This window comes from Actinacidiphila oryziradicis, from assembly GCF_005047355.1.
Taxonomy (GTDB): domain Bacteria; phylum Actinomycetota; class Actinomycetes; order Streptomycetales; family Streptomycetaceae; genus Actinacidiphila; species Actinacidiphila oryziradicis.
Map to the genome: position 1 here is coordinate 1 of NZ_SUMC01000100.1, position 25,692 is coordinate 25,692.

Annotated in this window: 24 protein-coding genes and 2 pseudogenes; 12 read left to right on the plus strand and 14 right to left on the minus strand. The window is 69.9% G+C overall.

Going from position 1 to position 25,692, the window contains the following annotated elements:
• From FCI23_RS57410 to FCI23_RS44965, 4 genes are all read left to right on the plus strand, one after another.
• Nucleotides 1-832 (plus strand): ABC transporter permease family protein (locus FCI23_RS57410; RefSeq protein WP_211265744.1); only part of this gene is annotated, 832 nt, incomplete at its 5' end.
• A 16-nt stretch (nucleotides 833-848) separates the two neighbouring features.
• A complete protein-coding gene (locus FCI23_RS44955; RefSeq protein WP_136729822.1) occupies nucleotides 849-1,988 on the plus strand; it encodes an alkaline phosphatase family protein in 1,140 nt (379 codons plus the stop codon).
• On the plus strand, nucleotides 1,988-3,082 hold the full coding sequence (locus FCI23_RS44960; protein ID WP_136729823.1) for an ABC transporter ATP-binding protein: 1,095 nt from the start codon (nucleotides 1,988-1,990) through the stop codon (nucleotides 3,080-3,082). The genes FCI23_RS44955 and FCI23_RS44960 overlap by 1 nt, the downstream gene beginning before the upstream one ends.
• Before the next feature lie 181 nt (nucleotides 3,083-3,263).
• Nucleotides 3,264-3,854, plus strand: coding sequence for a Chromate resistance protein ChrB (locus FCI23_RS44965; protein WP_211265745.1), 591 nt, complete (start codon nucleotides 3,264-3,266; stop codon nucleotides 3,852-3,854).
• Nucleotides 3,855-3,962: 108 nt separating this feature from the next.
• Here FCI23_RS44965 and FCI23_RS44970 read toward each other — a convergent pair whose 3' ends face one another.
• The 5 genes from FCI23_RS44970 to FCI23_RS44990 form a co-directional block, all read right to left on the minus strand.
• The gene (locus FCI23_RS44970) at nucleotides 3,963-4,166 is read right to left on the minus strand and encodes a hypothetical protein (protein ID WP_211265746.1); all 204 of its coding nucleotides are present in this window, start codon (nucleotides 4,164-4,166) and stop codon (nucleotides 3,963-3,965) included.
• Nucleotides 4,163-4,933: a COG4280 domain-containing protein gene (locus FCI23_RS61255; protein ID WP_136729824.1), complete on the minus strand. Its 771-nt coding sequence runs from the start codon at nucleotides 4,931-4,933 to the stop codon at nucleotides 4,163-4,165. The genes FCI23_RS44970 and FCI23_RS61255 overlap by 4 nt, the downstream gene beginning before the upstream one ends.
• A complete protein-coding gene (locus FCI23_RS57415; RefSeq protein WP_169317255.1) occupies nucleotides 4,934-6,100 on the minus strand; it encodes an ABC transporter ATP-binding protein in 1,167 nt (388 codons plus the stop codon).
• Complete coding sequence (locus FCI23_RS44985) at nucleotides 6,097-7,830, minus strand: ABC transporter permease (protein WP_169317256.1); 1,734 nt, start codon at nucleotides 7,828-7,830, stop codon at nucleotides 6,097-6,099. Before FCI23_RS44985 ends, FCI23_RS57415 begins: the two co-directional genes overlap by 4 nt.
• A 67-nt stretch (nucleotides 7,831-7,897) precedes the next feature.
• A complete protein-coding gene (locus FCI23_RS44990; RefSeq protein WP_136729826.1) occupies nucleotides 7,898-8,959 on the minus strand; it encodes an ABC transporter substrate-binding protein in 1,062 nt (353 codons plus the stop codon).
• A 224-nt stretch (nucleotides 8,960-9,183) separates the two neighbouring features.
• Between FCI23_RS44990 and FCI23_RS44995 the strand changes: the two genes are divergently transcribed.
• On the plus strand, nucleotides 9,184-10,047 hold the full coding sequence (locus FCI23_RS44995; RefSeq protein WP_136729827.1) for a GntR family transcriptional regulator: 864 nt from the start codon (nucleotides 9,184-9,186) through the stop codon (nucleotides 10,045-10,047).
• 83 nt (nucleotides 10,048-10,130) lie between these two features.
• Nucleotides 10,131-12,428 (plus strand): alpha/beta hydrolase family protein, encoded by a 2,298-nt coding sequence (locus FCI23_RS45000; protein ID WP_136729828.1) that lies wholly within the window; start codon nucleotides 10,131-10,133, stop codon nucleotides 12,426-12,428.
• 68 nt (nucleotides 12,429-12,496) lie between these two features.
• Here FCI23_RS45000 and FCI23_RS61260 read toward each other — a convergent pair.
• Nucleotides 12,497-12,745, minus strand: a pseudogene (locus FCI23_RS61260) (RNA-guided endonuclease TnpB family protein); the annotation flags it as partial.
• 96 nt (nucleotides 12,746-12,841) lie between these two features.
• On the opposite strand from FCI23_RS61260, the gene FCI23_RS45010 reads away from it, so the two are divergent.
• The gene (locus tag FCI23_RS45010) at nucleotides 12,842-13,153 is read left to right on the plus strand and encodes a hypothetical protein (RefSeq protein WP_136729829.1); all 312 of its coding nucleotides are present in this window, start codon (nucleotides 12,842-12,844) and stop codon (nucleotides 13,151-13,153) included.
• A 61-nt stretch (nucleotides 13,154-13,214) separates the two neighbouring features.
• Nucleotides 13,215-14,324, plus strand: coding sequence for a glycoside hydrolase family 18 protein (locus FCI23_RS45015; RefSeq protein ID WP_211265747.1), 1,110 nt, complete (start codon nucleotides 13,215-13,217; stop codon nucleotides 14,322-14,324).
• 125 nt (nucleotides 14,325-14,449) lie between these two features.
• Here the strand turns inward: FCI23_RS45015 and FCI23_RS45020 are convergent, their stop codons facing one another.
• The 4 genes from FCI23_RS45020 to FCI23_RS45035 form a co-directional block, all read right to left on the minus strand.
• Nucleotides 14,450-16,822: a bifunctional polysaccharide deacetylase/glycosyltransferase family 2 protein gene (locus FCI23_RS45020; RefSeq protein WP_322973997.1), complete on the minus strand. Its 2,373-nt coding sequence runs from the start codon at nucleotides 16,820-16,822 to the stop codon at nucleotides 14,450-14,452.
• Between the two features lie 46 nt (nucleotides 16,823-16,868).
• Nucleotides 16,869-17,468 (minus strand): hypothetical protein, encoded by a 600-nt coding sequence (locus FCI23_RS45025; RefSeq protein WP_136729830.1) that lies wholly within the window; start codon nucleotides 17,466-17,468, stop codon nucleotides 16,869-16,871.
• Nucleotides 17,469-17,718: 250 nt separating this feature from the next.
• Entirely contained in the window at nucleotides 17,719-18,519 is an 801-nt protein-coding gene (locus tag FCI23_RS45030; RefSeq protein WP_136729831.1) for a hypothetical protein, read from the minus strand.
• Complete coding sequence (locus tag FCI23_RS45035) at nucleotides 18,516-19,151, minus strand: RNA polymerase sigma factor (RefSeq protein WP_136729832.1); 636 nt, start codon at nucleotides 19,149-19,151, stop codon at nucleotides 18,516-18,518. The genes FCI23_RS45030 and FCI23_RS45035 overlap by 4 nt, the downstream gene beginning before the upstream one ends.
• Before the next feature lie 569 nt (nucleotides 19,152-19,720).
• Here FCI23_RS45035 and FCI23_RS45040 point away from each other — a divergent pair.
• From FCI23_RS45040 to FCI23_RS45055, 4 genes and pseudogenes are all read left to right on the plus strand, one after another.
• The gene (locus FCI23_RS45040; RefSeq protein WP_136729833.1) at nucleotides 19,721-22,189 is read left to right on the plus strand and encodes an N-acetylmuramoyl-L-alanine amidase; all 2,469 of its coding nucleotides are present in this window, start codon (nucleotides 19,721-19,723) and stop codon (nucleotides 22,187-22,189) included.
• A gap of 299 nt (nucleotides 22,190-22,488) precedes the next feature.
• Nucleotides 22,489-22,668, plus strand: a complete 180-nt coding sequence (locus FCI23_RS45045; RefSeq protein WP_136729834.1) for a hypothetical protein — start codon at nucleotides 22,489-22,491, stop codon at nucleotides 22,666-22,668.
• A 447-nt stretch (nucleotides 22,669-23,115) separates the two neighbouring features.
• On the plus strand, nucleotides 23,116-23,319 hold the full coding sequence (locus FCI23_RS45050; protein ID WP_136729835.1) for a hypothetical protein: 204 nt from the start codon (nucleotides 23,116-23,118) through the stop codon (nucleotides 23,317-23,319).
• 9 nt (nucleotides 23,320-23,328) lie between these two features.
• Nucleotides 23,329-23,832, plus strand: a pseudogene (locus FCI23_RS45055) (RNA polymerase subunit sigma-24); the annotation flags it as partial.
• Nucleotides 23,833-23,901: 69 nt separating this feature from the next.
• Here the strand turns inward: FCI23_RS45055 and FCI23_RS58805 are convergent.
• The 4 genes from FCI23_RS58805 to FCI23_RS45070 all read right to left on the minus strand — a co-directional run bounded on the left by FCI23_RS58805 (nucleotide 23,902) and on the right by FCI23_RS45070 (nucleotide 25,183).
• Nucleotides 23,902-24,099 (minus strand): helix-turn-helix domain-containing protein, encoded by a 198-nt coding sequence (locus tag FCI23_RS58805; protein ID WP_211265748.1) that lies wholly within the window; start codon nucleotides 24,097-24,099, stop codon nucleotides 23,902-23,904.
• Nucleotides 24,100-24,102: 3 nt separating this feature from the next.
• Nucleotides 24,103-24,342, minus strand: coding sequence for an AraC family transcriptional regulator (locus FCI23_RS64265; protein ID WP_407646125.1), 240 nt, complete (start codon nucleotides 24,340-24,342; stop codon nucleotides 24,103-24,105).
• Nucleotides 24,335-24,520 (minus strand): hypothetical protein, encoded by a 186-nt coding sequence (locus FCI23_RS45065; protein WP_136729836.1) that lies wholly within the window; start codon nucleotides 24,518-24,520, stop codon nucleotides 24,335-24,337. The genes FCI23_RS64265 and FCI23_RS45065 overlap by 8 nt, the downstream gene beginning before the upstream one ends.
• A 159-nt stretch (nucleotides 24,521-24,679) precedes the next feature.
• Nucleotides 24,680-25,183, minus strand: a complete 504-nt coding sequence (locus FCI23_RS45070; protein WP_136729837.1) for a hypothetical protein — start codon at nucleotides 25,181-25,183, stop codon at nucleotides 24,680-24,682.
• Nucleotides 25,184-25,692: the final 509 nt, after the last annotated feature.

The window sequence follows — 25,692 nt, forward strand, 5'->3', positions numbered from 1 at the left end:
TGTCCTCGGCATCGTCGGGTCCTCGCTGCTCGGCGGAACGGCGTCGTCGGGCGGAGCCGTCGCAGCCGCCAACTCATCGGGGCTCACCTTTGCGGCCTACAGGGCGCTGTTCGACACCCCAGGCCTGCTCAGTCCCGTGTGGCTGTCCCTTCAACTCGGCCTCGCGGGGGCGACGTTGGCGGTGGCCGTCGGGCTCGTCATCAATCTGTGGAACCAGTACCGGGGCAGGGCTCGCGCCGCGGCGCTGATCGACATCGGCTTGGTGGCGGTGATCGGGCTTCCCTCTATCGTCCTCGCGGCGGGGTTCGTGTTCTTCTACAACCTGCCGGCGGTCTACAACGCCCTGCCGGTCTACAACACGCAATGGCTGCTGCTCGTCGGCTATGTCGTCGGATTCTCCCCCCTCGCCGTCCGGATGCTGCACGGCCCGTTGGCCCAGGCCGGGCGGTCTCTGTACGACGCCGGGCGGGTTCACGGGTTCATCGCTCTCCGTGCGTGGACCAAGGCGGTGCTGCCGCTCATCTGGCGGTCCCTCGTGTCGGTTTGGCTGTTCCTGGTGGCCGTCATCATGTTCGAGCTGCCGCTCTCGGAGGTCCTGCACGCGCCGAGCGGGGAGCCGCTCGCCGTGGCGGTCGCGGTGCAGTTCAAGTCGCAGATCGCGACAGGTACCGCGCTCACGGTCGTGGCCATCGCCGCGATGATCGCGGTGCTCGGAGCGGTCAACGGGCTGGTGTGGGCGGCGGGGATGCTGCACCGCGGACAACGCGCCCGTCAAGAAGCGGCCGTCGACTCGTTGGTCGCCGGCCTCACGACCGTAAACACAACACCCTGACTCTGGAGGAAACCTCATGACCGGAAACGGAAACGGAATCGGCTCGCCGCGCTTGATCTTCATGATCGACGGGCTCGGCTCGGACTACCTCGACAGCGGGACGACCCCGTTCCTGTCCAAGCTGTTCACTGAGAGCGGCGGTGAGGTGGTCGAGGGACTCTGGCCCACGGTCACCAACGTCAACAACGCCGCTATCGCCTGTGCTGCTCCGCCGGCCGTCACAGGGATCACCGGTAACTCCTTCCTCGATCCGGACACGGGCGTGGACAGGCACATGGACGCCGCGCACATGCTCAACGCGCCGACTCTCCTCCAGACCTGGGCGGAGGCGGGGCGACGGGTTTGTCTGCTCAGTGCCAAAAGCAAGACCCTGCGCCTGCTCGGGAACGGCTTGGACTACCTCGTAACCAGCGAGCACGCGCCATCAGAGGTGGTCGATGCGGTGGGCGCCCCTCCCAACATCTACTCCAGCGAAGTCAACATCTGGCTGTTGCGCTGCCTGGCCTGGCTGATCGCCCATCGCCCGGACCTGGACACCTTCTATGTGCACACCACGGACTACCCCATGCACATGTGGGCGCCGGGCGAGGCCGGCTCCAACGACCACCTGCGCCAACTGGACGCCGCCATCCAGGCTGTCGTCAAAACGGTGCCGGACGCCGAGGTGCTTCTCACGGCCGACCACGGGATGAACGCCAAGACCCGTGCCCTTGACCTGGGACGGATCCTGACCGCACGAGGAGTCACGGAGGTGTCCGCACTGTCTATAGAGAAGGACGGCTACGTGGGACACCACCGTGACCTCGGCGGCTCTGCGTGGGTATGGGTTGACGAAGCGCAACGGGACCGGGCGGCGGAGATCCTCGGCTCACTCGACGGCGTCGAGCAGGTGCTCCCGCGCGCCGAAGCAGCTGCCAAATTCCTGCTCGATCCGACCCGGATGGGCGACCTCGCGATCCTCGCGGACCGCCGGACAGTATTCGGCGACCTCGCGACCGAGACCGAGGAGCTGCCCCCCGGCTATCGCTCCCACGGCTCAGCCTACGAGCGTGAGGTACCCCTTTTCCGTTGGAATGTCCGCGACACCAAGGCGCTTCCAGGGTCCCCGATGAACTGGCACCTGCTCCTTCCCTTCAACGACGATCACGCACGTTGATGCCGTCATCGAGCCCGTTGCGACTCACCGGCCTGACCCGCCGGTTCGGCCATGTCATCGCCCTCGACGGCATCGATCTGACGGTCACTGCCGGGCAGTTCATGGTCCTCCTCGGGCCGTCAGGGTCAGGAAAGACAACGCTCTTGAGACTCGTGGCCGGGATCGACCGGGCCAGTGCGGGCAGCATCGCGATCGGAACGAGCGTCGTGGCGGACCAAGGGCTGCATGTGGCCCCTGAACGGCGCAGCCTGGCAATGGTGTTCCAGCAATACGCGCTGTGGCCCCAGGTCAGTGTCCTCGCGAACGTCGTCTACGCCCTGGAGCGGCTGCACCTCCCCCGCCAGGAGTCCAGGAGGCGTGCCCTGGCGATGCTGGACCGGGTGGGCCTGGTCCGACTGGCGAACCGTCGCCCTCCCGAGCTGTCGGGCGGGGAGCAGCAACGGGTCGCGCTGGCCCGGGCTCTGGTCGCCCGACCGGCGGTCCTTCTGTGTGACGAACCGCTCTCCAACCTCGATGCCGACTTGCGGGAGCGGCTGCGGGCGGAGATCGCCACGCTTGCCCGGGAGAACGACACAACCGTTGTGTACATCACCCACGACCAGGTCGAGGCCTTCGCCCTCGCAGACCGGATCGGTGTACTCCAGGACGGACGACTCGTCCAGTGCGACCTGCCGGAATCGGTGTATCACGTGCCCGCCACGCCATTTGTGGCCCGCTTCACCGGTGTCGCCGGGGAACTGCACGGCCGGGTTGCCGGCCGGCCGGACTCCGCCGGACGGTTCCTGGTGGACACGCCCAACGGTCCGCTGACGGCATCGGGGCCCGCGCCCGCGCCGCTGGGATCCGCGGTTACGGTTCTCGTTCGTCCCGCTGCGGCGCGCCTGGTCCCGAGGGTCGACGACGACAGTGGCCTCCTGAGCCGGGTACGGGATGTCGCTTACCGCGGCCACGGATATGACCACCTGGTCGAGCTCGCGGACGGCACGCTCCTCACCGGCGTCTTCGCCGAACAACGCCGCCGGCGGGGCGAAGAGGTCCGGGTCCGGCTCGACCCCGGCGGGAGCTTCGCGTACCGGGCCGACGCCAGCACCTGACCCGGAGGGGGGCCGGAACCGCGCCGATGGTCGGGGGTGGGGGTGAGGCGGGCGTATCACCGACGGTCGTCGGGGGCGCCCGCCTCACCCCTCTCTCGCACCGTATCCGGTGACCCGTCTACGCAATCGACGCCCACCGTAAGGTGAGGGCAGCAAGCAAGTTCAGGCGGGAGGTGAACCGGTGGTATCGACGGCTGGGTCGCAGCGGGCGGCTCAACCCGAGGAAGAGGTGAAAGGCGGCGGACGCCGCTGGCTTGTGCTCGTCTACCGGGTGCCGACGGAGCCGACCCGGTTGCGGGCGGCGGTGTGGCGACGCATCAAGGGACTCGGGGCGATCTACCTGCAGAACTCGGTGGCCGCGCTGCCTCGCACGGTTGCCTCGGAAAGAGCCATGCGGGTGCTGCGCAAGGAGATCATCGACATGGACGGTACGGCCCATCTGCTCGGCACCGATGTGCTGGCCGGAGAGGCTGATGTCGTCGCCGCCTTCAACACGGTCCGCAACGACGAGTACGAAGAGATCATCGACCGCTGCCAGGACTTTCTCGCCCAGGTCGACAAGGAGTACGTGGCCGAGCACTTCACGTACGCCGAGCTGGAGGAGAACGACGAGGACCTGACCAAGTTGAAGAACTGGTTCGAGAAGGTCCGTACCCGGGACGTGCTGTCAGCCTCCGGCCGTGCCGAAACGGCGGCGGCCCTCGAACGCTGCGAGCAGGTCCTGGAGGACTACGCCGCCCGGGTCTACCTGGAAGAGGGCGAGAGCCGCTGACGGCGGTCCCGGCCGGCGCAAGGCGGACTCGTACGCGATTGCGGGCCGACGGGAGCCGGATATCTCACCCGCTCCCGCCGGCCCGCAATCGGCTCGGCTCCCGCCGTCCTATGCGCTGGGACGGCTCGCCCGTCGCAGTGACAGGCCGAGCAGCAGCACCACGGCGACCGGAAGCACCCACCAGGCCGCGATAGCCCCTCCGGCGAGCAGTGCTGTGACGATGAGCGCGACCACCACGCCGACGGCCACGGTCCAGTCGTCGCCCACCACGAAGTCGTACCAGAAGTGCAGGAATCGCATGATCGGGTTCACGAGGTAACTCCATTGTGTGGCTGGGCCGTCTGCACCGTGCGCCGCTGCTGGTTGCGCAGCAGCGATACGTAGGCCAGCGAGACGGCGAGGACGGCCGGGATGAGGACGAGCAGGGCGGTGTCGGCCCCCGGCCAGTGGGCTCCGGCTCCTTCGGCTCCCCAGAAGAGGCCGAAGGACGTCAGCAGGATGCCCACCACGAACTTCATCGTGTTCTCGGGGACCTTGGCCAGCGGCGCCTTGATCAGCAGGCCGACGACGACCACCAGCACGACCGCGGCGATCGCCCCGAGCGAGGCCTCCGGGATCTGTCCCTGGACGGACCCGAAGGTGACGACGATGAACGCGACCTCCAGTCCCTCCAGGAACACGCCTTTGTACGCCAGTGTGAAGCCGTACCAGTCGGTGACGAACGCCCGGCCTTCGGTCGCCGCCGCCTGCGCGGCCGAGACCTGCTCCTGGTAGATCTTGTCCTCGTCGTGCAGCGCCTTGTAGCCGGATGCCCGCAGGATCGCCTTACGCAGCCACTGCAGGCCGAAGACCAGCAGAAGGCTGCCGATCACCAGCTGCATGGCGCCGATCGGGATCCGGCTGATCGCCGGCCCGAGCGCTGCGACCACGACGGCCAGCGTCACCAGTGCCGCGCCGACACCGATCATCGGCGAGCGCCAGCCTCGGGTGACACCCGCGGCGAGCACGATGGTGAGTGCCTCGACGGCTTCCACCGCACAGGCCAGAAAGACGGCGAGGACGAGTACTGTCCCGCTCATTCATACCTCCAGTTTTTGTGTTGCATCAGTTCGTCCCGCTCCTGCTGTCGCAGCCGCCTCGCGGTCAGCGCGCGGGTACGCGAAACAGCCGCTCGGCGTGACCGCAAGGGCCACCGACCGATCGCGCTGCCAGGGCTGTTGGTCGAAAACGCCACACATCAGAGTCCCGCCGGGCAGCTCCACGACGTGGTCGTAGCCGCGCCCCCGGTAGGCGGTGTCCCGGATGACGCCGGTGAGCGCGTGCGTACCTCCGGCCTGCTCCGTGGCGCTCAGCTTCAAGGCGGCCGGCCGGATCAGCAGGTCCACCGCCGTACCCTCGGCCAGGCCGGTCGGCGCCTGCGCCACCAGCGAGCGGTCCAGGGCGCGCACCTGAACACCGCCGTCCGCACGCACCTTCTCGACCTGTGCGGGCAGTTCGCCCGACAGCCCGGTGAAGCGCGCCACGAAGGGCGAGCCGGGGTTGTTGTAGATGGTTTCCGGTGTTCCGTGCTGGACCAGCCGGCCGTCACGCAGCACCCCGATCCGGTCCGCCAGTGCGAAGGCCTCCGACTGGTCGTGGGTGATGTACACGGCGGTGGCGCCGGTCTCGCGGGTGAGCGTGGCGATCTCGACCCGCAGCCGCTCCTTCAGGTCGGCGTCCAGATTGGACAGCGGCTCGTCGAACAGCAGCATCCGCGGGCGCCCCACGAGGGCCCGGGCCAGTGCCACGCGCTGCTGCTCGCCGCCGGACAGCTCCCCCGGATAGCGCCGCGCGTACCCGGCCAGGCCGACCCGCTCCAGGAGACCGCCGACCCGGTCGGCCACCTCCCGCCGCCCGGCCCGCTGCCGCCGCAGCGCGTACGCGACGTTGTCCGCGACGGTCAGGTGCGGCCACAGCGCGTAGTCCTGGAACACCATGCCCAGACCGCGCTGCTCGGGAGGCACGCACACGCCGCGGTCGGCCAGGAGCTGGTCGCCCAGCAGCACGCGGCCCTCGTCCACCCGCTCGATGCCGGCGATGACCCGCAGCAGGGTGCTCTTGCCGGAACCGGACGGTCCGAGCAGGACATGGAACTCGCCCGCCTCGGCGGTCAGCGAGACGTCTTCGAGGACCGTGCTGGCGCCGTACCGCTTGACCACGCCGTCGATCTCCAGCCGAGTGGCACGGCCGTCGTGTGCGGATTTCACCGTTGCTCCAATCGATGCCAGCCCGCCGGAGCGAGGAGGCGGAACAGTGCCAGGCCGAGGCCGATGACGAGGAGGATGCCGGCGCAGGCGACGACCAGCGAGGCGGTGCCCACCCCGAAGTCGTAGTTCACGATCAGCTTCGTGACTCCCACCGACAGCGGTTGCTGGCCCGGCGGGTAGAGCATCGAGGCGAGCGGGAGCTCCAGGAACCGGTCCGCGAAGGTGAGCAGCCACGTCCACAGCAGCCCGCGGGACACCAGCGGCAGCACGGTCGTGCTCCAGGCCCGCGCCGTTCCCGCGCCGTGCACCCTGGCCGCGGCCAGCATGGAGTCCTGCAGCTGCGAGAAGGAGCCGACGAGCAGCCGCGAGGCGGCCGGCAGCGCTCCGGCGAGCAGACCGATGGTCAGCAGCGTCAAGGTTCCGTAGAGGTGAATGCCGAGGGTGTTCATCAGCGGCAGGTTGTACGTGAAGATGTAGCCGGCGCCCAGCACGATCGAGGGCAGGGCCACGGCCCCGAGCATCAGCAGGTCCAGTACGCCGGCCGCCTTGCCGCGCCCCTTGCCGCCGCTGCGGGCGAGGAACCGGGCCACCAGCACGCCGCCGATCAGGGCCACCGTAGCGGTGATGACGGCCAGCCGGAGCGACAGCATGACGGGCGCCAGCAGGCTGGACTGCTGGAAGACCTGCCGGTAGTTGTCCAGCGTGAACGAGCGCGCGCTCAGCGCTCCGAACTGGCCCAGCATGGACGCGGAGACCACGCCCAGCGTCGGCACTCCGAGGGCGAGCAGGAAGAAGACGCCGAGCCCGGCGAGGGCGGCCGCGGAACGCCGGCCTCGTAGCGGCACCTGGCTGACCGGGCGGGTACGCCCGGACAGCACGGCGTAGGAGCGTCCACGGGTGGCCGCGCGCTGCGCCAGCATCGCGAACACGACCAGCAGCATCAGCAGCCATCCGACGGCCGCGGCCGTCGGGTAGTCCGCGGGGAAGTTGGTGACCGCGGCGGCGAGGGAGAAGGTGGCGAGGGGGAAGCGCGCGTCGGCCCCGAGGGTGGCCGCCACGCCGTAGTCGCTGATGGCCTCGGCGAAGACGATGGCCAGAGCCGCCCACAGCCCGGGAGCCAGCATGCCGATGGTGATCCGCAACCGGGACCAGGTCCCGGCGCCGTGCACCCGGGCCGCGTCCTCGAAGTCCCGCCCCAGTCCCGCGACCACACCGGAGACGGCGAGGAAGGCGAACGGGACTCCGCGGCTGCCGAGGACCCAGATCACCCCGACCGGCCCCATGACAAGGCTTCGCAGCCAGCCGGCGTTGATGCCGAAGATCTGGACCAGTACCCCGTCCGGTTCCACCAGGCGGGTCCAGCCGAGGGCTTCGAGGTACGACGGGGCGAGCAGGAGGGCCCAGATCCCCAGCCGCCACACACCGCCGCCGAGGACCTTGGTCCGGCCCAGCAGCAGTGCGAGCGCTGTGCCGATGACGGCGGCCAGCACCGCGGCGCCCACTCCCGTCAGCGCGGTGTTGAGCAGCGCCTGCGACATGGTTCCGCTGAGCGCGGAGTGGAAGGAGGCCAGGCTGAACCAGCTGGAGCCCTGACCGAACGCCCGGGGGCTGATCGCGACCAGCAGGAAGCCCGCCACGGGCGCCAGCAGGATCAGTCCCACCGCGACAGCGGCGAGTGGACCACCCAGCAGGCTCACCGCGCGGCCGCCGCGCCGCAGCCGCGCGTTCATCCGTCCACCTTCCCGCGTGCGGGAAAGGGGGACCGGGGCCAGAACGGACTTGTTCGTCGTCATGTGTCTACTTCGCGATGTTCGCGGTGAACCAGGAGTTGATCTCGGACTCCTTCGGACCCCAGACGTACGGGTCGACCGTCTGGTACTGCACCGACTTGAGCGCGGGCATGGCGGGCAGTGCCGAGACGCCCTGCACGACCGGCCAGTACAGCGAGTCGCTGCCGGGGGCGCCGTTCAGCATGGCCTTCTGCCCGGCCGGGCTGAGGACGAACTCCGCGAACTTCTTCGCCTCGGCCTGCACCGCGGCGGGCGCCTTGGCGTCGATACCGAGGACACCCGGGAGCAGGCTGACGCCCTTCAGGAAGGCGGTCTTGATGTTGGGGTTTTTCACCGTCTGGGCCGCGCCGAGCCCGGCGGAGCTCTGGATGAGGCCGACCTGGATCTGGCCGGTCGACATCGCGTGCAGGGTGTCGCCGTTGGTCGGGAAGACATGCAGGCCGTTGGCCTTCAGCTTGCTGTAGAAGTCCTTGCCCTGGGCCTCACCGCCGAGCAGGTTCATCATTCCGGCCACGAACGGGAACGTGGGGCCGGAGACCGCGGGGTTGTTCATGCCGATCCTGCCCTTCCAGGCAGAGGTCAGCAGGTCCTGCCACGAAGTCGGCGGCTTCGGGGTCTTGCCGGCGTCGTAGACGATGGTGCCGGCCATCGTGACACCGGTCGGGATATAGCTCTTGTCCTTGGGCAGCACGGCCTGGCCGGCGGCGTTGAACGTGACGCCGGGCTCGTATCCCTTGAGCAGCTGCCCCTGCTGGTCCAGCGAGGCGAACCCCTCGTCGCCGTCCGTCCACAGCACGCCCCACTGCGGGTTGGACTTCTCCGCGGCAACCTTCGCCAGCAGTGGCCCGGTGCTGTCGTCGACCAGCTTGGTCGTGATGCCCGTGGCCTTCTGGAACGCGTCCACAACCGCCTGGTCGTAGCCCTGCGCGGAGTACACGACCAGAGTCGGCTTGGCCGCGCTGCCCGTCGCTGCCGTGGTCGACGCGGAGGAACCGCATCCCACGGCGGTTCCCATCACTGCTGCGGCCACCAGCGCCACCTGCGTCCTCGATCGAATCCCTGCCAGCATGACGCCCGTCCTTAACCATCTGAATGCCTGCGATGTAACGACCGTTAGGAAGAGTTAGTGACGCGATTACCGAGCCCGGGGGAATTAATGGCCGCGAGCCGAACAGCGAGTGACCAATCCCGGAACGCGCCCCGCCGGGAGCCGCACGTGGTCCTCGCGCCAGGACACGTACTCCTTGCGTTCGAGAAATAAGTTGGAAACTTATAACTTTTAAGGTCTCGTGCATGGCCGCACCTACCTCTCCACCACTCCTCGGCTCGGCGGACGACCCGCTGCCGTTCGCGATCGACCGCAGCTCCGCCGTGCCGTACCACGACCAGATCTACCGGCTGCTGCTCGACGAGATCGTGTCCGGGCGGCTGACCCCGGGCGAGAAGCTGCTGCAGGAGAAGCAGTACGCGGTCCGCCTCGGGGTGTCCCTCGCCCCGGTCCGGCAGGCGTTCCTGGCCCTGGCCAAGAACGGCTACCTCAACCGCACCCGGGGCCGCGGCACGTTCGTGAGCGAGCCCAAGGTGGCGAGCAAGATCCATCTGCTCACCAGCTTCACCGCGACCCTCGGCGAGACCGGACTGCCGGTGAGCATGCACGTACTTGAGGCCGGGACGCGGCCCGCCGACGATGTCGCGGCCACGGCCCTGGACGTGCCCGCCGGGGCCGAGGTCTTCCGCCTGCGACGAGTGGCGTTCCTGGGCGCGGAGCCGGTGGCGCTGCTCACCGCCGTCCTGCCGGCGGCCCGCTTCCCGGGCCTGGCCGAAGAGGACTTGGACACCTCCCTGTACGGGGTGCTGGAACGCCGCCACGGCGCGGTGATGACGTCGGCCCGCAACATCATCGAGGTGGTCCGGGCGCTGCCCGACCACGCCAGTCATCTGCAAGTGCCGGTGGGGGAGGCGCTGTTGCAGGTGGAGGCCGTCACCCGCGACCAGCACGACAAGCCGGTGGAACTCTCCGAGGTGCTGTACCGGGCGGACCGCTTCCGCTTCGAGATCGAGAGCCACCGCGGGGACGGCGGAGTCCGCCACTCGACGGCACGGCCCGCCCAGGACCCCGCGTCCGCACCCTCGTCAAACCCCGGATCCGCCCCCTAGAGAGGGGTTTGCCACAAGTGCATCAAGTGCATCAAATAAAGAGAAAGAGACATGTACGGGCGTTGCGGCGTCCGCTCACCGCGGTGGCCGCGGGACTTGTCCTGCTCGGGGCGACGGCCGCCGCCGCCCTTCCGGCCGCCGCCTCGACCCCAGGGCCCGACACGGCCGTGGTCGATTCAGGAGCCGGCTGGACGGTGACCCGGGCGGCCGGCGGCTATGTGGTGTCGCTCGTGCTGGCCACCGCACTGCCCGTGAAGGACGACACACCCGAACTGCTCGCCGACGGGCAGGACTTGGGCCCCGCCGCGGAGTCGGCGGACGGGCGCACGCTCACCGTGACGACGGGCGACCAGTCGGTGGCCACCGCCAAGGCGGTCAGCTGGCAGTGGTCAAGCGGTGGCAACAGCACAGCCGTGGGCCCGTCCGTTCTGCCCTCCGAGGGCGCCCAGCTCAGGGCCCAGCAGAAAGCCCGGCCGACGACCCCTGGCGCCTCGGGCACGTCGGGGACGACGAGCGGTGATCCGACGACCATCGGCAAGGGCAGCTACACGATCGCCGACTACAACTTCGGCGCCCAGGCCATACCCCTCGCCGACATCGGCGGAATACGCGGGGAACTCGAAGGACGCATCTACTTGCCGACCGCCGGCGGGGCACACCCCCTGGTGATCTTCCTGCACGGCCGGCACAGCTCGTGCTACAACACAACGACCCTGAAGGGCGCGAGCGGAAGCTGGCCGTGCCCGGCCGGGACGGCCCCCATCCTGAGCTACGCCGGTTACGACGGCGCCGGTGAGGCGCTCGCCGCGGACGGCTACACCGTGGTGTCGATCTCCGCGAACGCGATCAACGCCAACGACAACCAGCTCTCCCCGGACGACGGCGCGGTGACCCGCGGCCAACTCGTACTCGACACCCTCACCATGCTCAAGGCGGCGAACGACGCGCGGCCGGTCAGCTACCACGATGCCGCGGCCGGCCAGGACGTGACGCTGGACCAGGCGCTGGCCGCCGGACGGTCCACGTACCCGGCCGGCACGCTGACGGCGAATCAGCTTGCGAACACGATGGACTTCAGCAAAATCGGGCTGATGGGCCATTCGCGCGGCGGTGAAGGCGTCGTCACCGCGGGCACCCTCAACAACGCCCTGCCCCATCCGTGGAACATCAAGTCGGTCTTCGCACTGGCCCCGATCGACTTCACCCGCGCCACCCTGCCGGACGTGGTGACGACGACGCTGCTGCCTTACTGCGACGGCGACGTGTCGGACCAGCAGGGCCAGCACTTCTACGCCGACTCGCGCGACAACACCTTCCAGGACAACGTGCAGCGCTCGGACATCTGGGTCATGGGGACCGACCATGACTTCTACAACTCCTCCTGGACCCCGCCGTATCCGGGTGCCGCGGACGACTGGTCGAACGTCAACGACCCGGTGTGCGGCACCAGCGCCACCGCGTTGGCCTCCGGCAAGAACACCCGGCTCACAGCGGCGCAGGAGTACCAGGTGGGCTCGGCGTACATCGCCGGGTTCTTCGAGTCGACCCTCGGCGGGCAGACGGGCTTCCAGGGCATGTTCGACGGCTCCGGGAAGCTGCCGTCGTCCGTGGCGCCCTACGCGGACATACGCACGGTGGCCCAGCAGCCCGCCGCCACACGCGAGGACGTCACCACGTTCAAGGATGCGTCCCCGCTCGTCAGCACAACGGGAGCGGTCACGGCCACGGTCTGCGCCAGCAAGTACGGGCGCACGGTTCCCGAAGTGCTCCCTTACTGCACCAACCCGGGCAGCACGCTCACCAACCAGCAGGTGCCGTACTGGACACCCGCCGCGTTCGCCCCGCCGCTGAACCCCATGACGCACGTGGCATGGACCGGCACGGCCGGCGGCCTCAGCGTGACGATCCCGCCCTCCGAACGCAATGTGTCGCACTATGACGAGATGACCGTGGACATGTCCCCTGACGAGAGCGTCACCACGGGGACGGACATGACGCTGAGCGTCACCGACAGCTCCGGCCACACCTGGAGCGACCTGGTGTCCCACCTCAACGCGTGGGGGGTGAGCCGGATGCCGGGCAGCACATCCACGCTGCTGGGCAAGATCGTGCTCCAGCAGGTTCACGTGCCGACCTCGGCGCTGAAGCAGGCGGGGCTGAACCTGACCCGTGTCTCCAAGGTCACCTTCACCCCGGCCGCCGGCGCCGACGGCACGACGACCGCCGGAGCGTACCTGTCCGACCTCGGCTTCGACAGCAAGGACCTGGGTACGGCCCGGGTACGAGTGCGGCCTACCGTCAACGTGGCGTCCACCACCGCGACGTCGATGCTGACCCGCATCATTCGCCGTTCTCCGCGACACTCGACTTGTCCCACGTGATCGGCAACGCGCGCACGCCGTAGACCAGCGCGTTGTCCTTGAACTTGATGTCCTCGAACGGCACAGCCAGCCGCAGGGCTGATGGAGCGGTTCAGCCCAGACTTCTGGGCAACGTTCTTCCCCGGCTCCTCGATGGTTCCCCTGGCCGACTTGACCATGTTCGTGATGGTGAGTGCTTCGACCACGACGGTGCCGTATGTGCGGGCGATGACGGTGGTCGTCTGGTGCTGCCAGTCCAAGGCCCGGCGCTTGGCTTTCGCGCGGAGTCCTGCGATCTGGTCGTAGGTGCGGTGCAGCCGGCGGCTGGTGCGCTCGCCGGTAGACCCCGGAAAGGACCGTTCTCCTCACCTCGTCACCGAGGTGACTGGTGCGCAGACGGTAGGCGGGTCAGGCGCCACCAGCGCATCGATTCCGTGGGCCTGTCCGAGGTCACCTGCCTGTGGTACGGCTCCCTCCACACCCGCACCGTCCGCGTGATCCTGCTGCGCGACGAGGACACCGACACAGGCTACGACCTGGCCCTGGTCACCACCGACCTCACCACCACCGCGGCCAATCTGATCAGCCGCTACGCGTCGCGCTGGTCGATCGAAGTCGGCTTCGCCGAGGCCCGCGACCTGCTCGGGGGAGTCGGGACTTTGATCGATACCGGGGTTACCCAGGTCGGCCATAACGCAGGCGTCGAGGAAGTCGCTTGTGGTCTGGACCAATGTATTGACAGATAGCGATCAAGGCCTCACCGTGTGATTCGGCTTTGATGGATCACCGCTTCGCCAGGAGGCGTTCGTGCGTGTGTTGTCCGGCAGACTCAAGTCCTTTGTCACCGCAGCCTTGTTGACGGCCGTCGTCGCCGTCGCGCCCACCGCCGTGCCGTCCGCCGCCAACGCTGCGGCCGGCTCTCTCCCGCAGGTTTACGGTGCGTGGCACTGCGGCGACGATGCCTGTACGTGGGCGACGGTCCGCGACATGGCCAACTTCGACCAGAACAACCACTGGCTGATCGACCGCGGCGACGGGCGTCCCTCGGTCAATCTCGTGGTACTCAGCTTCGTCAACCCGCTGACGCTGCTCAATGGCACGACCAACAGCGGCAACACCGGTGGTGTGCCCGTCGGCATGAACCAGGCCGTCGTCAACTACTTCACCAGCCACGGCATCCGCGTCATGCTCTCCATCGGCGGCATCAGCTACACCAACGACTGGGACACCGCGCTCGCCCAGAACCCCACCCTGCTCGGCCAGCGGGCCGCCGCGCTCGCAACCCAGCTCGGCGTCGGCATCGAGATCGATTACGAACAGAGCACGACCCCGAACACCACCGGGCTGCAGTCGTTCATCAACTCCTACCGGGCCGCCCACCCCTATGACGCCTCCGGCGCCGACTCAACCGCCCGGCTCACCCTCGACGTCGCGGCCGGCGACCGCTGGCTGATCGCACTGGACCAGTACGCCACCACGAACTGGCTGACCCCCGCGAACCCGGTCCTGGACTACGCCAACGCCATGGTGCCCAGCAAGCAGCCGTCCGCCAGCTCGGCCGAGTCGAACTGGCAAGAACACATCAGCGGCAAGCCCACCTACAGCCCGCCGATCCCGCCGCTGGCCCCCGCCAAGTTCACCGGCGGCCTCTACATCGCCGGGAGCTCCCAGGTCCTCCCGGAGTGCGACAACTTCGCTTCATCCCTGCAGAACGCCACCGGCACCTGGACCCAGAACGCCGCCCCGGCCGGCGCGGGCACCACCACCGGCCTGCTCGGCTACATGTTCTGGGCAGCGGAGCGCCCCTCCACCCGCGGAGTGACCACCGACCCGCCCAACTCCTGCGAGGGTGGCGTCGGCGCCGGAGCCACCGCCTTCAACGTCCCCCTCCCGATGCCCGCACTGCGCCAAAGCTGACCGTAGGACGCTCGGAGTCCGCGACGAAACGGCTGAGCGGCGCCGCCTCCCGAGGGAGTCCGGCGCCGCCCAGCCTCGAGAACACAGATCACCTGATCAGCGCTGCCTACCGGTCTCAACCCCGACTACGCCCGGTCCTGATCGGTCGACCGGTCAGGACCCCGCTGGTAGTCAAGTGGTGCGCTCTCGTACGGTTCGGTGTGTGGCTGCCGCGGGTCGCTGTACACGATCGGGCTGTGATGGCCGTAGTAGCCGACGCCGGCAGTCATGTCGTTGGCTCGGGGGGAGGCGTGTGCCTCGTGCAGCCAGATGTCGGCGAGGGCGGTGGGCACGGCCGGTACCGGCACCGCGGACGGCGGGGGCGGGCCGGTGGGGAACTGGAGGCTGCCGTAGCGTTCCATCCGCTGCCAGCGCAGCCGGGTGCCCGCCAGGGCGGTGAAAACCGACTGGACCACTACCAGGTACATCAGTTGCCGGTACACGAACTGCTGCAGTGGCAGGCTCCACAGCGAGCCGGGGTGTTCGTGGTCCAGTCGGAAGGCGTAGAGGCCCATCACCAGCTGCACCAGCACGAATGCCAGCCAGAGTCCGATGATGCGCACCGGGTCGAGGAAGATCAGTCCATATAGCGTGAAGACGTCCACCACCGGGCCGAGCAGCGGCAGCAGCGCCTGGAAGAGCAGCAGATAGCCCAGGCCGCGGCGGCCGAGCCGGCCGGCCGGTCCGCGCTGCAGCAGGGCGCCGCGGTGTTTCCACATGGCCTGGAGGGTGCCGTAGCACCAGCGGTAGCGCTGCTTCCACAGGGCGCCGAGGGAGGCCGGGGCTTCGGTCCACGCCTTGGCGCGCTCCTCGTAGACGACCCGCCAGCCGTCCCGGCACAGGGCCATCGTCAGGTCGGTGTCCTCGGCCAGGGTGGCGTCGCTGACCCCGCCGATCCGGAGCAGCGCCGCGCGGCGGAAGCCGCCCACCGCGCCCGGCACGGTGGGCATGCACTGGGCGAGGTCGAACAGCCGGCGGTCCAGGTTGAAGCCGACGACGTACTCGATGTGCTGCCAGCGGCCCAGCAGCCCGCCCCGGTTGATGACCTTGGCGTTGCCGGAGACTGCGCCCACCCGCGCGTCGGCGAACGGCTGCAGCAGCATCCGTACGGCGTCGGGTTCAAAGACCGTGTCGCCGTCCACCATCACCAGCAGGTCGTGCGAGGCGGCCGCGATACCGGTATTGAGGGCGGCCGGTTTCCCGGCGTTGCGCTGCCGGATCACGCGGACACCGGGCAGCCCGAGCGACTCCACCAGGTCGGCCGTGCCATCGGTGGAGCCGTCGTCCACCACGATGACCTCCACCGGGTGGTCGGAGGCGAGCAGTGAGCGCACTGCGGCCTCGATGCCGGCGCTCTCGTTGTACGCGGGCACGATGACCGACGCGGGCGCGGTGACCGGCGGCCCCCACGGGTTGCGGCGGGCCCGGCTGTGCCGGCGGGCCGCCACCAGCACCGCGACCGCGCGCAGCACGCTCAGGGCGCCGGCCGCGAGCATCAGCCAGTCCAGGACGGTCAGTACCAGGTCGCCGCTGCGCAGCACCCAGATCAGGCCGAGCCCCTGCCAGTGGTTGCCGGACGACGCGGGCCTGACCGGGTCGGCCATGCCGACCGAGGCGCTGACGGTCGCGAAGTGGAAGCCGCGCGCTTTGAGTTCGGGCAGCAGGGTGCGCAGGGCGGCGACGGTCTGGGAGCGGTCGCCGCCGGCGTCGTGCATGAGCAGGATCTGGCCGGCCGTGCCGTGCGGGGTGGCGTTGGCGATGATCCTCGCCACTCCGGGGCGCTGCCAGTCCTCGCTGTCCTGGGTGGTCAGTACGCTGAGGTAGCCCTGCTGCCGGGCACGTTGCATGCTGCGCCAGGCCGCGTCATCCACGGCGTCGTTGCCCGAGGAATAGGGCGGGCGCAGCAGTGAGGTGGTGACCCCGGCGGCGCCGGCCACGGCCAGCTGTGCCTCCCGCAGTTCCAGCGACTGGTACCAGGGCGGGAGGGTGGCCAGCTCGGCGTGGGTGAAGGTGTGGATGCCCACCTGGTTTCCCTCGGCGATGATCCGCCGCAGCAGTTCGGGGTGCTGGGCGGCCAGGGTGCCGACCACGAAGAAGGTGGCGTGCACGTGATTGCGCCGCAGGACGTCGAGGACCTGCGGTGTCCACTTCGGGTCGGGGCCGTCGTCGAAGGTGAGCGCGATGGTACGGGCCTGCGGGCGGGCGGTGTGCGGCCGGTCGCCGACGGCGTCCACCACGGGGCCGCCGTGGGCGACGGTGGCGGGCACCGACGTAGCCGGGCCGGGTGGGGCTGCCGTCCCGTCGGCGGCGTCGTTGAACATGTGCCTGCTGTAGCCCTGCAACAGCAGGGCTACAGCCAGGGTCACCATGAGTGTGCAGAGAACCAGCCAGTGGGTGCGCAGCGGTACTTCGCGGGCGTTGGCCCGGCGGCCGGGTGTGCGGCTGCGATTGCGGCTCACGGGTAGGGCTTCCTCTTCCGTCCTGGTCAGAACGTGGTGGCTTCGCTCAGGACTTGACGGGCCGGTGGGACGCGCCCGGGGCTGTGCTGGCGTGGCTCTTGCCGTTGGCGGTCGGTGCGGCGGTGGTCTGCCCGGGGCTCGCCGAGGCCGAGGGGCCGGCAGAAGCGGATCCGGTCGGTGAGGCGCTCGCCGAAGCCGAGGACGCCGATGAGGGCGACGCCGAAGCGGACGAGGCGGCGGAACCCGGCCGGGCAGTGCTGACCGCACTGTCCGGTCGGGTTCCGGACCCGGTCGTGCCGCCGGATCCGGGGGCCGTCCGGTGTTTCACGGACGGGACATGCCCGGAGGCATGCCGCGCGGTGGCGTCCGGCGGGGCGGGAAGCGGCAGGAACGGCGCATCCACGGTGGGGCCGCCCAGTGCGGTACTGACCACCAGGGTGAGGTACCCGGCGGCGAGGACCATAAGGATCAGGCCCAGGCGGCGGACCCGGCGCCTGCGTCGCCCCGAAGCGTCCACGAAGACCGGTCCGGCCGTCGGCGCGCTCCTTGTCCCCTCGGACCCCGGGTTCGTGGTGTGCACCGGGAACGCAAGCGTGCTGTCGGTGCTATCGGCGGGCCGGACGATGCTGATCGTGTCGTCGCTCACAGTCGTGGTCCCAGCGGTCGGGGCGCGAGCGTGTGGGGATGCGCTGCGGCGGGTCGGATCGGGTGCGGAAGGGGGCGGGCTGTCATGGTGATCGGTGCGGAAGGCCGGAGGAGAGAAAGCCCTGGGGGGATGGCTTCTGCCGGTCCGGAGTTTGTACGGGGCCGAGGCCGGTCGGCGGTTCGGCGTGGATGGGACCGGACGGGCTGCGGCCCGGGGGGAGTGGGCCACCGCCCGTCCGGGATCGGGGTGGTCACCCGGTACCGCTCGGGTGGCCGGTCGCGACGGCGTTGGCCTTCTTGGCCGTGGCGCCGGTGGTCTTCGTGGCTTTCGGGGTCTTGGTGGCCTTCGGGGAATGGCTCGGGTCAGCCTTCGCGGAGCCGTGGGTCGGTTTGGCGGCTTTGCCGGCCTTCGCGGAATCTCCGGCGTGGCCTGGGCTCTTGGTGCCCTTGGCCGGGTGGTGTTTACCGTGCAGGACGGCGGCGCAGTAGGCCGTGACCTTGCCTTTACCGCCTGCCACGCGGATCAGGCCCGAGAACGCGGGGGCGGCCAGCTTCTTGGCGCGGTCAGCCGCGGTGCTCGCGGTGTAGGCCTCGCACAGGGCGGTGGTGGCCGGGTCGGCGTCCGCCGTGGCGGTCGGCCCGCCGGCGTTCGGCGCGCCGGTGACACCGGTGGTGGGGCCCGTGGTCCGCGGGGCGGCGGCGGGGTGGCCGCCCTTGACGCCGGGCAGGTGGCCCGTGCCCGCCGCGACGGCCACACCGCTCAGGGCGGTGACGGCGAGTGCGGCGAGGAGCGCCTTCACACTGCGGCGCCGCGCCTGTGCTGCGGTGGTCATGGGCCTACTCCGGGAGTGCTGGGCAGGGCTGAGACGTCTCTCCCGGAACGCGTCCACAGCCGCGCTCTCGCCTGCCTGCTCGCTCTCGGCCGGAGGGGCCGCGAGTGTGGCAAGCAGGTCGACGAGCGCGTCATGACCGGCGTCCGGACCGAGCGGGCGGCCGTCGAGCAGTTTCTCGGCGGTGCCCCGGTCGATCCGCAGGAACCGGTGGATCCTCATCTCATATCCTTCAGCGTCGGCGACTTCGTCCGTGTCACACCCTCGCGGGAACTTTTCTGCGCGGGTTTTCGCGGCGGCGGTGCCGCCGGCTCAGCCGGGCCGGCCGCGGACTGTTCCAGCAGCTTGGCGAGCATCTTCAGTCCCCGGTGCGCGGCCATGCGTACGGCTCCGGGACGTTTTCCCAGCACCTGTGCGGCGGTGTCGGCGTCAAGGTCCATGACCACGCGCAGCAGCACCGCCTCGGCCTGGTCACGGGGAAGCCGTGCGACCAGGCCGAGCGCGGTGCTGATGCCCGCCGAGGACAGGGCGGCGCCGGCCGTGTCCTCGGTGCCGGGCAGGTCGGTCAGATACTCCACGGGTATGTCGCCGCGGGGGCGGCGGCGCCTGCTGCGCAGGTGGTCAAGGGCGCGGTTGCGGCTCATCGTCACGACCCAGCCGCGGAAACCGTCGAAGTCGCCCCGGAAGGCGTCGAGATCGCGGACGACCTGGAGCCACGTCTCGGATGCCACGTCCTCGGCGTCCTCGCCGACCAGCACGTACAGGTAGCGCAGCAGCCAGGGCTGCAGAGCCCGGAACACCGACTGGAACGCTCCCTCGTCCCCGCCCTGGGCCGCGCGCACCACGGCCGACATGTCCACCGGTTCCCCCGGTTCCGCCCTGCGATCGCAATCCGGGGACGGGGCGCCAACCCCCGCACCCGCCTCACCGTCGCCTCTGCCGTACCGCTGTGGTCTTTGCACTCACGACATAATGCGCCATCCCGGCCAACGGCCCCCTCCGGGTCTCGCGGGGCGGCGTCGGCCGGCGGCCGCCGTGTCCGGAGCCACCGGGCGGGCAACGCTCCGTAGCCCGGTTGGACGGGGCGAGGGCCGGGCTGGTCGTATGCGTTTAGTGAACGTTCCGTAAGTATTTCGTACGCGCTGTCCGGACAGTCGAGCGATGGGTACTGTGCGTCGCCGTGTCGCCCAGGGCCAAGCGGTCGGCTGGTCAGCGGACTTCTGCGGGGAACACACCGGCCGCACGCCGCTCCGCGACCAACCACATCGTGGATGCAATCTCGGTGGACGCGTGAGGTTGCGAGGGTCATATGATCCCCACGCTTCCGGCATATGGCCGGAATCGCCGTTCGGAGGGGTGGGCAATGAACTCACAGCGGACTGACAGGGTCCGACCGCGGAAGGCCCTGAGAGCCCGTACCTGCATGGCGCTGGGGGCCGTCGTACTGGGCGGGGCCGGGGTGGCGGTCCTCGCGTCGAGCGCATCGGACGGCGGCGTGGCTGCCGCGTCGGCCGGCACAGCACCGATCAAGACGTCCGTGCGTTCCCTCGGCCTCACTGGGGCGACGGCGTCGGTGAAGTCGCTGGCGGCCCGGTCCACGGCCCCGTTCAGCATGGTCGGCGTGACCTGGTCCGGGGCGCACGCCCAGCTGCGGGGCACGGTGGAGGTGCGCACCCGGTCTGCCGCGAGCGGCACCTGGACGCGGTGGCTGGCCATGGCGCAGCCCGACGAGATACCCGATCCGGCCGAACTGGACCGCCCTGGGGTACGCGGCGGGATGTCGCCCATGTGGTCCGGCGCCTCAAACGGAGTGCAGGTCCGGGTGGTCGCCGCACACGGCGTGGCCACGCTGCCGGCCGGCCTCACCGTTGACCTCATCGACCCGGGCAAGGCTCGCACCACCGGGGCCGTCGTGGCCGCCGGGGCTGCCTCGCCCGCCCTGGGCCTGGCCGGCTACGCCCTGACCGCGTCCGACACCCCCACGCCGACGGACACGACCAGCTACACCACCGCCCCGGCGGACAGCGGCAGCCCGACCGACACCACCACACCGTCCGACACCGCCAGCCCCTCGGACACTACGACCCCGACCTCGGCCTCTCCCTCGGACACCCCGACCTCGACTTCCCCCACGGACGCCACGACCTCGGCCCCTGCGAGTACGGCCACCTCCTCGGTCTCGCCGTCCACGTCCCTATCGCCCACCGCGTCGGCGAGCCCGTGGCCGGGTCAGCTCCCGACGCTGGCCCAGGCGTACCCGTCCTGCCCCGCCGCCTCGGGCAGCCCTTCCGCGTCGGCTACGCAGACCGAGCCGAGCCCACTGCCGGCCTCGACCACCTCGAAGGTCGCCGCGCCCACCGTCGTCACCCGGGCCGGCTGGGGCGCCGACGAATGCGCCCGCGAATCGGGTTACCCGGCGTACGGCGCGGCCGTGAAGGTGATGTTCGTTCACCACACGGACACCACCAACAGCTACTCCTGCTCCGACTCGCCCGCGATCGTGCGCGGCATCTACGCCGAGCACCTGCGTCAGACCTGGCGTGACATCGGCTACAACTTCCTGGTCGACAAGTGCGGCACCATCTTCGAGGGCCGCTTCGGCGGCATGGCGCTGCCGATCGTCGGCGCCCAGACCTACGGATTCAACACCAACAGCATGGGTGTGGCCGCCATCGGCACCTACACCGACTTCAGCGGCGGCGACTCCACTGCCAGCACGTTCCCGGGAGCCGCTCCCAGCAAGGCCATGCTGGGCTCCATCGCCCGCATCGCCGCCTGGAAGTTCGGCATGTACGGGGAGAATCCGAGCACCGGCACCGGTTCCCTGACCGAGGGAGCCTCCGACAGTCACGGCTTCACCCAGGGCACGAGCTACTCCTTCCAACCCGTCTCCGGACACCGCAACGGCTTCGCCACCGACTGCCCCGGCAACCAGCTCTACGCCCAGCTGGGCACCATCCGCTCCTACGCGGCCGGACCGGTGAGCGGGCTCAGCGTCACCGGGATGTCCGGCGGGGCTGCCAAGTCCGGCACCAGCTACTACACCAAGGGCGCGGCCAACGTGGCCTGGTCCGCCGCGACACCGTCCGCGGTGATCTCCGGATTCGACGTCCTGGTCGACGGAAAGGCCGTCGCGCACACCTCCGGCACGACCTTCTCCGCAGCGATCTCGGTCGCGCCCGGCAGCCACACCGTCCAGATACGGGCCACCCACATCACCGGCACTACCACGCTGTCCAGCGGCGTCTCCCTGGTCGGCGACACCACCGCGCCCACCTTCCCGGCAACCCCCAGTGTCCGGCTGCGCACCGGCACGGTGAGCTCCACCGCGGTCCCGGTCACCGTGGGCTGGAAGGCCGCTGACAACGCGGCGCTGTCCAAAGTCACGGCGAGCGCACCGAGCACGGCCACCTTCGGCCCGACCACCACCTCCTGGTCGACCAGCGCCAAGCCGGCCACCTCGGACCTGTTCGCGCTCAAGGCCTCCGACGTCGCCGGCAACACCGCGAGCGCCTCGGTGTACCGCACTCCGCATCTCATCCAGGAGACCTCCGCTACCCGGACCGGTACCTGGACCCGACGCAGCAGCAGCAACTACCTGGGCGGCTACTCCTACAGCTCCTCCGCCGCCAAGGCCTCGATCAGCTGGACCTTCACCGGTCGCTCCGTGTCCTGGATCGTCTCCCGCTCCTCGTCCTCCGGCCAGGCGTACATCTACCTCGACGGCACCAAGATCACTACGGTGGACCTCAAGTCCTCCACCACCCAGTACCGCCAGGCGATCTGGACCAAGACCTGGTCCGGCTCGGCCAAACACACCCTGAAGATCGTCGTGGTCGGCACCTCCGGCCGCCCGACCATCACCACCGACGGCATCGCCACCATCAGCTGACTCCGCCCCAGGCCGCCTGCGCCCGCGCCTCTGCTGCGCGGCGCAGGCGGCAGTTCCCAAGGCTCGACAGCCCCGGCACCGTCACCGATCGGTGTCCAGCGCGGCCCGCCCGCCCAGTCCAACCGCGTCGCGTGGTGCACCCTCGGCTCTCGCACGCCACTGCCCTTGAACGCCCTACACCGCGCGCGGCGCACAGCCGCGGTCGGGGCGATCGGGCCGACCGAACCGCCGCCGCGCAAGTCCGGGGAAAAAGTCCGCGCCAGGGTGTGACACGGACGGCGGACTCGACGCTGAAGGACATGGGGATCCACCAATCCCGACCGATCGCCCAGGACACCGCCGAGAAGCTGCCCGAAGGCCGCTCGCTCGGTCCTGACCACCGGCCATCACCCTCGGCCGAGCCATTCCCCGAAGTCCACCGGTGCCGTGACAAACAGGCCCACAGCACCGCGACAGGTCACCTCAACCATGACGACTGACGACATGCCCTGTTCCGGCGGTACGTCCGCCTGGAGGGAGACTTAATGAACAGCGGGAAGATACATACACCCGGGGAACGGCGGCGCGGGACAACCAAACAGCGTGCCGTGCCGGACGGTGAGCGGTGTCGGCGTAAGAGCGATCGATCGGACGGCGGGATGCCGGCATCGGCGATCGCCGGTGCCGGAAGTCTCGCGGTACTGCTCGGGAAATCAATCCCGGAGATCGCGACGCCGCCGGTCGGCAGGCTCAAGGCGCTGGCAGGGCAAGAACCGCGCCCCGCTTGGCCCGTACCTGGCCCGCCGAACCCGGTGGTGGCGAGTGCCCAGGGCAAAGGACTCCGCGCGCTGGGGACGCACATACCCGAGCCTAGGGAATCGTGCACCGGCGGGACCGGTACTCCGACCGCCTGCTGAACCGCTGTTATGGGACGCGAGGAGCTCGGCATGGGGATCTGGTGGGTGGTCGGCGATCTTCTCCTGGCCGTCCTTGGCGGCCTTACGCTGGTTGGTTTGGCGTTGCTGGTGTGGTTGCAGGTGGCGCGAGCGTCACTGTGCGGCGGTGGGCGAAGTGCCGAGGAGACGCCGAAAGTCCTGCGTCGGCATGTGGCCGGGGAGATCGATGGCCACGAGTGCGAACGGACTACCTAGCCTCCGCAGCGCGAGGTCTTCGAGATGCCGTACGGCGAGATCACCGAGGCCATCGGGAAGTCCGCGGCCACGGTGCGGCAGATCGCGCGGCGGGCACGCGAGCATGTGGCGGCTCGGCGGCCGCGGGTGCAGGTGAGCCGGTCGGAGCAGCAGGCCGTGGTGGAGCGGTTCCTGGTCGCGTTGCGAACCGGGCAGTTGCAGGAGCTGATGGAGGTCATGGCGCCGGACGTGGTCCTGATCGCCGATGGTGGCGGGCTTGCGGCCGCCGCTTTGGCTCCGATCCACGGGGCCGAGCTCGTGGCGAAGTTGCTCGCGCGCGCGAACCGGGTGGTGACCGCGTTCGAGACGACGACCGTGTGGCTCAACGGCGCGCCCGCGGGCCGGATCGAGATCGACGGCGAGCCGGCCGCGGTGAGCCTCGTGGTGGAGAACGGGCGGGTCACCCGGATCTACGTGATGAGAAACCCGCGGAAGCTGACGCGGCTGGATGAACCGACCGAACTCGCCAGGTAAGCCCGCTGCTGCTCTGGCGTCGTGAGTGTTCCGGGCGGTCAGAACCGCCCGAGGTGAGGCGTGCGGGCGTCAGCGGAGGTGGATGCGGTCGTCGGCTACCGGACTGCCGGTGCGGGTCAACTCCCTTTGCCGCCATGCTCCGGGCGGGTCTCCGTGATGGCGCCGGAAGGCTGCGGCGAACGCGTAGGGCGAGCCGTAGCCGGTCATGTTGGCGATTTTCGCCAGGCCCAGCTCGCCGTTGCGCAGGTAGTCGCGGGCCAGGGTCATTCGTCAATCCGTCAGGTATTGCATCGGAGTCTGGCCGAGCGCGTCTCGGAAGGTTCGTGCGAAGGCCGCCCGGGACAGTCCGCTGATCTCGGCGAGCTCGGGGACCGACCAAGGGTGCCCGGCGGCCCGCCCGAGATCCCCGTGCCCTATCGAGCGGGTGGCCCGCCGGCGGCTCCGGCGGGCCGAGCTGCGATCAGCCGCTGACCCACGCACCGTCGTAGAGCGATTCTCTGTGTCACCCACGGGTGAGCCCGCACGCCGAGGCTGCCCGCATAAGTAGGGAGACGGCGGCGCGGGACAGTCGGCCCCGGGACGCCACCGGTGCGGGCAACGGCAGCCTGGAGGTCTTCCACTCCTCGTGCCAGCCCGGGGCCAGGACGAGCACGAGAAGTACGAGCGGGACGAGCACGGCGGATACCAACGGCCAGTCCTTCCTCTTCGGCCAACGCGCTGGCGGACTACGGCGAATGCACAGCGCGCGGCTCGGCGGACAAAGAACGAGCGGCTCCCGGCCGGCTCCTGCGTCCGGCCTGGCCTGGTGGAACTGAACAACGACCCACCGCCGTTCTTCCAGGGAGCCTTATGGCCTTGCCCGGGCGCCTTTGCGCGATAGCCGGGAGCCGGTCGCCCGGCTCTCAGGTGGGCGCCCCGCCGACGCCGCGTGCTGCGCGGAGGCGTCTGGCCCAGGACCGGGGCGCCGGGTTTGCCGGGGGCGGGCCGGGCGGGCGGAGAACACCTTGTCCTCGTACCGGCTGAGCGCCAGGAGGATGCCGAGCATCAGGACCGGGACGATCACAGCGGCGGGGATGCCCACGGCGGCCTCCAGGGGCAGCAGGAAGACTCGGGTGGCCTGCCGGGCCAGGTTGAGCGGGTGCAGGACGGGGCGGCGGGGCTGGAAGTCTTCCAGGGGCTCGTCCAGGCGCCGCAGGTGTTCCCGGGCGTCGTCGGCGTGCTGCCGCAATGAGGGCCGGTGCGGCCCGTCGGGCGTGACGGCGTAGTGGGCCTGGAATGTGTCGGCGACCTTGGCCTGGGCATCGCGGACATCACGCAATGCCGGTATCACCAGCGCGGTGGCGGTGGTCATCGCATCTCCCTCGTGTAGTGCACGGAAGGGTTCGTGCCATCCTCATGCGGCATACGCCCGCCGGAAACCGGGACAGGCGGCCAGCCGGTGCGGCGGAGGGCCTTTCGCCCATGGGCCAGCAGGGTGAGAGCGGCCCATGGCATCGGAGGGCATTAGCCCGACCGGGTGAACGCGGTCGGCCAGGCACCCGCCGGGCGTCGACCAGCGCCTCAGTCACGCCCTCTAGCCGCACGCTGGAAGAGCAGGCCGATCCGTCGATCAGGTGAGTTCCAGTCCGCCATCGATGGTGAGAACCGGCCCCTGCACCACCTGCCACCGCCCCCTGCCGAAAACGTCCGGCAGGCGTCATCCTTCAAGATCCAGACCGACCTGACGGAGTCCTACTACCGGTTGGTGACGACAGCCTCGTCGGTGTGCCCTTGTCCCACTTGCGTGGGTGAGTTCGGGCCGCTGCGCATGGCGATGCGGGCACCCGCGTACAGCAGGGCGACGACGAGCAGCAGCGCTTG